The following is a 7771-nucleotide window of genomic DNA, read 5'->3' on the forward strand; positions in this document are numbered from 1 at the left end:
CACCCGGCCGCGCTTACCGTGACGCTGCTACCGTGACGCTGCGCCACACCCGAGCACGCTCCCTAAGACGCCCGCTGCGCACCTTCCGGCCCCGTGCGGAGCACCCGCGCGGAGCGACGCTGCCACTCGCGTAAGGCGGCGTCGGCTTGCGAGGCGAGTTCCGCATCCGCCGCATCACTTGAGACGCCGCCGGGCCGGGAAGCACGCGTTTTTTCGCCGGCAACGCCGAGCACAATCTCGCAGCGCTTGGGCCCGATATACGGATGCAAACGGCGAAGTTCGAGCGGTCCGTCGACTTGCTCGAGCTGGTCGCGCACGAGTTTGGCATGCACTGCGCACACCACGGGGCGCTCCTCAACAATCAACGGTTCGTAAACACAGGGCTTCAGCCCAACTGTGAGGTCTTGCTCATCCAGCACCGGTTCGAGCCCGGCATCCTCGAGATGCTCGTACAGCGCATCCAACTGATGAATGGTCGAAGACCCTAGCTCCGAACCGCGGTCGAGCTCGGGCTGAACGCGACGAATCAGATCACCGCGAGCCTTCGCATCCTGAATTCTCCGCTCAGCGACGGGACTCTCATCCACATCGCGAACGGGAGAGTAAGCCACGGGCGGTCGCCCTCGCCGACCGGTCTCAACGGCCGCGCTCGCAATGAGCCCCTCGTCCTCAAGCACTCGAAGGTGGTCGCGCGCAGTATTAATGTGCAGTCCGGTTTCTTCGACGAGGTCCCGAAGTAGGCGCCCCGGACGCCGCTGGATCGCATGAAGCAGTCGCAGCCGGCTCATTTCAGTAAGCCCACGAAAATCTCTGACGCGGCGAGGCATCTTTCGATAATACGACTGACGCGCAGCGACCCAAATGGTGATTCCGCACAAAGCCAGACGCTTTTTAGGTCCGGCGCACAGATCTAGCAATCCAAAATCACAATTACGCAATCGATTCACACTAGGCTGAGCCGTATTATGCGGCAGCAGTGGCATCAACACTGGCACTGGATCTTCGCCACGTTCTCGTGTGTATGGGTGGCGTATTTTCTCGTGCCCGCACCGACTCCATGGGCCTGGACGATCGTGCCTTTGGCGACGGTTGGTGCCTGGATGCTCCGGGCCAGACCGATTGCCGGGACGGTAGTCATTTTCGTCGCGAGCGTTGTGTCCTCGTTATCGGGTATTGAGTACGGCGGCGTGGATATTCTACTTCCGACGCTGGTGGCGCTGTATTTCCTGGGACGCGCCAAAACTCCGTGGCCGCTTGACCTCGCCATCGTGATCGGCTTTATTGCCGCAACAGCGTCACGGGAGGGCGCAGAATTCATTGCCGTTCCAACCGGTGCGCTGGTGTACGGGACCCCCTGGCTGTTTGGCCTCATCGTGAGTCACCGAGCGCAAACCGCCACGGCAATCGCACGCGAAGCGGAGCGGCTTGCGGCGATCGACATCGCGCGGCTGGCCAATAGCGCGGCCGAACAGGAACGCCATCGAGTCATCGATGACTCCATTAGCACGCTCCGCACTGCGCTCACGCAGATCTGTAAGCGGGCGTCGAACTCGCTCGAAGCGGCCACCGATGACAGCATTCGGTCGATTCAGGATGCGGCGCGCGAGGCCATCGACAGGCTTCACGCGACCCTCGGCGCACTTCGAAACAGCACCAACACAGCGCGACCAATCGCACCGCTCGAGCAACATCGGCCCGGGTCTTGGCGCTCACTCCGCAACTTGCGCACCTCTATAACGGCGGCTATCGCGGCAACCGCCCTCGGCTCGATCTGTATGCTCGCCGTCGCCCCCTTACTTGGCAGCGACTGGACTCGGCCCGCGTCGCTGGTCCCCGCACTGTTGCTGCCGCCGGCAGCGTTGCTTGCGGTGCGCATCCCTATTATTGCGAGCCTGCTGGCCGCGGCAGCGATGATCGTTGCCGCCCTGGATGCACCGCATCCTCCCGAAGTATTGATGCCGATCGCGCTGCCGCTGTCATCGCTGTGCTGGCGAATTGCGCAAACGGACTCTTGGCAAAAACCGTGGGCGATTGGGGTCACGGTGGCGGGCGCGACCGTCTTGTCGCTCGGCCACGGGTGGGATGCCGTGGGCTACGTCATCGTGCTCATCACGCTCGGGGTGATTGGCGGCAGAGCGTGGGCTGATAAGGACAAGGTGATGCAGCGCGAAGAGGACCGTGCGGCCAAACTCACGGCGCAAGTGGCGGCCGCCGAACTCGGCGCCGTGCGTGAGGAGCGGCGCCGGATCGCCCGCGAACTGCACGATGTCGTCAGTCACGCGATCGCCACCGTGAGCCTGCAGGCACAGGTGGCGCGCATCCACCGTTCTAAGGAACCGGAGAAGTCCACCGCCGCACTCACCACGGTGCTCGCGATCGCTACGGTGACTTCCTGTGAGCTCGAGTCGATTGCCGATCGGTTGCAGGCATCGAGCGTGAAGCTGGATGTGCAAAAGCTGGTTGAAGATGCCTGTCACCTCGGGTTGCAATTGGCTGCGGACATCGATTCCGCGGCGAAACACGACGGCCTCGCCTACCGGATTGTCCAGGAAGCTCTCACGAATGCGGCGCGGTATGCGCCCGGATCAACGATCTCGATCTCGGTGTCGACACAGGATGCGCGCCGCCGGGTTGTGGTGCGCAACGGAACTGCTCGGGGTGGGCACGTTGGGGAGTCGACCGGTGCGCTGTCCGCCACTGGTGGCAATGCGCTGACCGGTGCCGGTGCCGGTGCCGGTGTAGGCGAGGCTCCCAACACAGGTGCCAATGCGCCGGCCGGATTCGGTGCGGCTGCGGATAAGGATGCGGCAACTATTGTTCCGGCGGGCTCCGGCTCGGGCCTTCGTGGTCTGGAAGAGCGCGTTGCAGCCGTGAACGGACGATTCTCGGCCGGGCCAGCCGGTGACGGGTTTGAAGTGATCGCCGATTGGCCAATGGATGTGGAAGTCCGCCCAGCAGCAACGGCCGAGGCGAAGGCAGCTACCGAGCCAGTCGCAACGGCCGAGGCAGCCGCATCCCCCATCCACGTCGCGAAAGAAGGATGAATTCGATGATTCGAGTCGCCATCGTTGATGACCATCAGCTTTCGCGGGAGGGGCTGCGCGCCATCCTCACCGCAGAGCCGGATATCGAAATCGTCGGAATGCTGCCAGACGGTGCCGGTTCGGGGCAGCTTGCGGCGACCAATAGTGTCGATGTGATGCTCATGGACATTGCCATGCCGGGTGTGGACGGCATCGAGGCGACCCGCGATGTTCGCGACCAGTCTCCCGAAACTGAGGTGATCATCCTCACCACACTGCCCGACGACGACAACGTCCGCGCCGCATTGCGAGCCGGGGCTCGCGGCTATCTCTTGAAAACCAGCTCGGCAAGCGAGCTGATTTCGGCGATTCGGGATGCGCATGCGGGCCGACGAGTATTCGCGCCGGATGTGCTGGACCGGCTCGCGGATCGCTTTAGCTCCGCAGCCGAACCGGGCCAGTCATCCGGAGAGGGAATCGCAGCTGACGAGGTGCCATCCGTACTCGCGGCACTTACCGAACGCGAACGCGAGGTGTTTCGTGAAGTTGGGCGCGGCCACTCGAATGCTGAGATCGCCAAAACCCTGTTTCTCAGCGAAAAGACTGTGAAGACTTACGTGACGCGCATCCTCGGAAAACTGGGGCTCGCAAGTCGGGTGCAGGCGGTTGTGCTTGCCTTTGAGATCGGGTTTGTCACCACCACAGCGGAGTGACCGGCCCTATACCCCGAGAGGACATTCTGCAATCGAGGCGGAATAGCCGTAGCGACGAAAGGGCAAATCGCAAGATGACCAATACCCCCACGAACTACGAACTTCACTATGTCGACCACAATGACGTGGCTGCAACCACGAGTTGGCTCGCTGCGACCAGGCGTGCTTTCCTCGATCACGAGCTACGGGGGAAACTCCCTGAGTTGTACCGCGCGCAGCTGCGGGAAAGCGGAACGCAGATCCTCGGCATGTACGCGAATCACGTGCAGCCGATTGCCGGAGTGCGTGAGCCGGTGGGTACGTTCGGGAATACCATGGGGTCGGTTAACCTGGGCTCGGGGATGCTTCCGGCGTCGCTCATTACGAGTGCCACGGTGCATCCTATTCATCGGCGGCGAGGGGTGTTGCGCAGCATGATGACGCGGGCGCTCGAGGACGCTTCGAAAACCGGAGCGGCCGTGGCGCTGCTCACCGCAACGGAAGCGACGATCTACGGTCGCTTCGGATTCGGGGCGGCCACCACCCGCAGCGAGCTCGAGATCGATATTCGTGGCGGTGCAGACCTTCGCACGACCGGCAGCGGCACCGTGCAAGAGGTTTCGCCGAGCTGGTTGAACGCACACGCGCCAGCAGTTTTTGAGCGGCTGAGTCAGCGCGGCTACGGCACCGTGTCAAGGCTTGCGCGCTATAACGATTTGCTCGTCACGGACTCGGCAACCGGTGAGCTCGCGACGAAGCTTCGTGCGTTTGTCCACCTTGACGAGTCCGGTGAGTCGGATGGTTTCGCGCTCTTCGAGGTCGGTGGCTTCGACAATCGGCGTGCGGACATCCTGGATTTCGTTGCGGTCACCCCCGAGTCCTACCTGTCGCTCTGGAACGTGCTCGGGCACCTCGACCTCATCGAAACGCTCCACTGGAAGTTTGCGGCGGCAGACGAGTTGCTGCCGTATGCGCTCGCGGACTCGCGCCGCGCAAAGACTGTGCACATCCAAGATGAGCTCTGGGTGCGGCCGCTGAACGTTATCGCTGCGCTCGAGGGCCGCGGCTATCGGCGCGAGATCCGCGAATCGATTACCGTGCGCATCCACGACCCGCTCGAATACGCGGCGGGGACCTTCGCGATCTCGGTGCAGGATGGTGCGGCCAGGGTCGAAGCGGATGCGTCGGCAACGGCGGATTTGACGATGGATGCGGCCACATTCGGTGCGTTATTTTTCGGAGCGGTGGATGCGCAGCAGCTCGCGCTCGCGGGTCGCGTCGAGGGGGAACCGGATGCGGTTGACCGCTTTAGCTCGATGTTGGCAGCCCCGGCGCCGATCGCGATATCCTCGCACTTCTAGTGCATCCGCCCGCCGACCTCAGCCAATGCCGCTAATTGCGACCACACCGTCAATTTCGGTAAACAGCAGTGCCTTGACACTGTTTGCCGACTCCAATTCCGCGGCCACATCGAGCGTGCAAGGCTCCTGGCCGGGGCAGCTGAGAGGCGTGTATTCAAGCACCACGTTGTCGATGAGTGCGAGGCCGGTGTCGGGGGAGTCCTTGCCCCAGGATTCCGGACGCGCGTCGAACCAGCCGGGGTCTTCGCCGGTTGGACGCATTAGATAGGTACCACCGGTATACGTTGCTTCTGTGCCGGTAATCGATTCAATGGTTACCGGGGATGTCGGCACTGGCTCATCATCCGCGGTGGTGGTCACGATGCAGACTTCGCCGCACTGGGCAAGGAATTCGGCATACGCGATATCGATCTGTTCGTACGTGACGCTGGGCAAGTAGCCACGATCATCGATCGCGAATGGTTCCACCGTGAAACTGGTTCTTGTTGCAGACCCGGTCAGAAAGTGAGCGGGAATGTCCACGCTGTATTCGCCTGGCGGCAGGAACCACGAGTCGGCGATTGCGGCAGAGCCGCCCGTGAGACGTTGCCCCCGATCGATCTCGAGGCGCACCTGCGAGTTGTATCCGGGAAACTCGAAGAGGGAATAGGTATCCCAGACCGGCAGTGATGAAGTGACGAGCCAGTCTCCGTCCTCTTCGAAAACATCGACGATGAACGCCAGCGGTTCGCCGAAGCAGATACCTCCCAATTCGACGGCAGCGGTGGGCTCTCCGGTGCCGTACTCACTCATCTGCGCACCACAAATTCAACCTCGGTGAGGTTCTTATTGCCCTGTTGCTCGAGTAGCTCATAATGCGCGGCGGCCATTGTGTCTGCCTGTTCGAGTTCCTTGAGTGCGTCCGGATAGCGGTCCGTGTCGAGCTGAACGAAGTCGGCCTGCATCCCGTGCGCCCGGAGATATTCGCCGGTACACACGTGCTGGGCCCAGTCGAGGGCAGTTTGCACGGCCGGTTCATCGAGCCGCGGATCGGCCTCGACGCAGCCTGTCAGCAGCACTGTGGATGCGAGGGCGGATGCGGAAAGGCGCGAAAAGCTGGTCATGTCACTATCTCAGCAGTTGGAGCAGGCGGATGCACGGCAATTACTTCTGGTGGATGAGCGGCTGCGGCTTGAATGCGTAGAGCGCGCTCAGTCCTTCAACCATGACTTAGATTCAAGTAGGATTCAGTCATATTGATAGCGAGGCTTGATCATGCGCACCACGAAGCAGCTCAGTATTACTCTCCCTAACAACATGGCTGATGCGCTGAAGGAGCGCGTCGCATCGGGGGAATACGCGAGCGAAAGCGAAGTCATCCGCGGAGGACTTCGAGCGCTGTTCGCACGCGATGAAGCCATCGAGAATTGGCTACGCACCGAGGTGGTTGCCTCGGCCGAAGCAATGCGCGCCGACCCGTCTCGGGCAATAAGTTCTCAGGACATGCGCGCCTACCTCTCGGGTTTACGCGCCGAGTACGACGCCGAGAATGATCGGTGAGCTATCGGGTCACGTTCTCCCTTGAAGCTCGGCAGCATCTGACCGATATCTTTCTGTGGATTGCAGCCCAGGACTCATCTGAGGCGGCAGAGCACTTCGTCATGTCGATCTACGAATACTGCGACAGCCTAAGCGGCTTCCCCTGCCGAGGTATGGCGCGTGATGACCTGTTCCGGGAATAAGAATCGTCGGGTGCAGAAGGCGGGCGACAATCGCATTCATCGTCACTGAACACGAAGTTGAAATACTCGGAATTTATTATGGTGGCCGCAACTATGAATCGCTGATTCTCGACAGCCTCGAATGAACGCGGACTTACGATTCGAGAGTGGTGTTCACGCGCCGTGACTGTATGCGCAGGTTTCTTGGTGCTGATGCGTGTCGACCCCGTGATCTCGTGCTTTCCAGGTCTGCGTCGAAGGGATGCTTGCAGGGGTGCAAACTTATCCCAGGAGCACGGGCGCGGCGGCTACCTATGTCACGGGCAGAAAACCCTCCTTGCGCATGACTCGAGTGCGGCGGGAATGCATCCGATCAAGTAATGGAACATTTGCGTCATGAAAGTCGTGTACCACTGCCGCGAACCCTCCGGCCTCACCAGAACCTCGAGTGATTCGCCCGAGTTGCTGCACGACCCTGCCCTTAAACGAGATTGGCACTGTGAGAAACAACGTGTCGAGTGTCGGCAGGTCCAGCCCTTCGCCGGCTACCTTGTCGATTGCGATCAGCACGAATGGTTCTTTCGTCGAAACGAGTTCAGCGAGTCTGCTGCGAATGCCTCGTCGTTCGACAGACGTAAGCCTGCCGTGCAGCGACAGCACTGGCACTTGGATTCTCTGTGTGAGCTCGCTCACGAGCGTCTCAAGATGATCGACTCTATTGGTCAAAACGAGGCAGCGTCGTTGCTCTCTCACCGCATCGGCGATCTGAGCCACAACGAGCCTGTTACGAGCCTCGTCACGAATCAGCTCGGTGTAGATCGCTTGGATTGAGGGGCCGTCCGATCCGGACTCTTCAGTTATGAAATCGGTCTTGTGTACTTGTAGCTCTCGCTCAACATCGACATCGACATCGACCGATATCGTGTGACGAATCGGACCACACCTGTTGCCTCATGTCAATACCTCCGGGAAGGTTGATTCGTTGCCTCAAGTAG

The 7771-nt window shown here is 61.1% G+C and carries 9 protein-coding genes; 5 read left to right on the forward strand and 4 right to left on the reverse strand.

Annotated elements, in window-relative coordinates:
- Positions 1-62: 62 nt before the first annotated feature.
- Positions 63-827 (reverse strand): helix-turn-helix domain-containing protein, encoded by a 765-nt coding sequence (locus ACTHXA_RS11575; protein ID WP_441672511.1) that lies wholly within the window; start codon positions 825-827, stop codon positions 63-65.
- Between the two features lie 198 nt (positions 828-1025).
- Here ACTHXA_RS11575 and ACTHXA_RS11580 point away from each other — a divergent pair, with 198 nt between their 5' ends.
- From ACTHXA_RS11580 to ACTHXA_RS11590, 3 genes are all read left to right on the forward strand, one after another.
- Entirely contained in the window at positions 1026-3044 is a 2019-nt protein-coding gene (locus tag ACTHXA_RS11580) for a sensor histidine kinase (RefSeq protein WP_441672513.1), read from the forward strand.
- A 5-nt stretch (positions 3045-3049) separates the two neighbouring features.
- Positions 3050-3736, forward strand: coding sequence for a response regulator (locus ACTHXA_RS11585; protein WP_441672515.1), 687 nt, complete (start codon positions 3050-3052; stop codon positions 3734-3736).
- 74 nt (positions 3737-3810) lie between these two features.
- Positions 3811-5076 carry a GNAT family N-acetyltransferase gene (locus ACTHXA_RS11590; protein ID WP_441672517.1) on the forward strand — a complete coding sequence of 422 codons (1266 nt, stop codon included), beginning with the start codon at positions 3811-3813 and terminating at the stop codon, positions 5074-5076.
- Between the two features lie 18 nt (positions 5077-5094).
- Here ACTHXA_RS11590 and ACTHXA_RS11595 read toward each other — a convergent pair whose 3' ends face one another.
- Together ACTHXA_RS11595 and ACTHXA_RS11600 are read right to left on the reverse strand one after the other, a co-directional pair.
- Positions 5095-5868: a hypothetical protein gene (locus ACTHXA_RS11595; protein ID WP_441672519.1), complete on the reverse strand. Its 774-nt coding sequence runs from the start codon at positions 5866-5868 to the stop codon at positions 5095-5097.
- The gene (locus tag ACTHXA_RS11600; RefSeq protein WP_441672521.1) at positions 5865-6179 is read right to left on the reverse strand and encodes a hypothetical protein; all 315 of its coding nucleotides are present in this window, start codon (positions 6177-6179) and stop codon (positions 5865-5867) included. The genes ACTHXA_RS11595 and ACTHXA_RS11600 overlap by 4 nt, the downstream gene beginning before the upstream one ends.
- Before the next feature lie 151 nt (positions 6180-6330).
- On the opposite strand from ACTHXA_RS11600, the gene ACTHXA_RS11605 reads away from it, so the two are divergent.
- Positions 6331-6615 (forward strand): ribbon-helix-helix domain-containing protein, encoded by a 285-nt coding sequence (locus ACTHXA_RS11605; RefSeq protein ID WP_441672523.1) that lies wholly within the window; start codon positions 6331-6333, stop codon positions 6613-6615.
- On the forward strand, positions 6612-6797 hold the full coding sequence (locus tag ACTHXA_RS11610; RefSeq protein WP_441672525.1) for a type II toxin-antitoxin system RelE/ParE family toxin: 186 nt from the start codon (positions 6612-6614) through the stop codon (positions 6795-6797). Before ACTHXA_RS11605 ends, ACTHXA_RS11610 begins: the two co-directional genes overlap by 4 nt.
- Positions 6798-7088: 291 nt before the next feature.
- On the opposite strand, the gene ACTHXA_RS11615 is transcribed toward ACTHXA_RS11610, so the two are convergent.
- Positions 7089-7550 (reverse strand): DEAD/DEAH box helicase, encoded by a 462-nt coding sequence (locus ACTHXA_RS11615; protein WP_441672526.1) that lies wholly within the window; start codon positions 7548-7550, stop codon positions 7089-7091.
- Between the last annotated feature and the right edge of the window lie 221 nt (positions 7551-7771).

Source organism: Gulosibacter sp., assembly GCF_052090685.1.
Taxonomy (GTDB): Bacteria; Actinomycetota; Actinomycetes; order Actinomycetales; family Microbacteriaceae; genus Gulosibacter.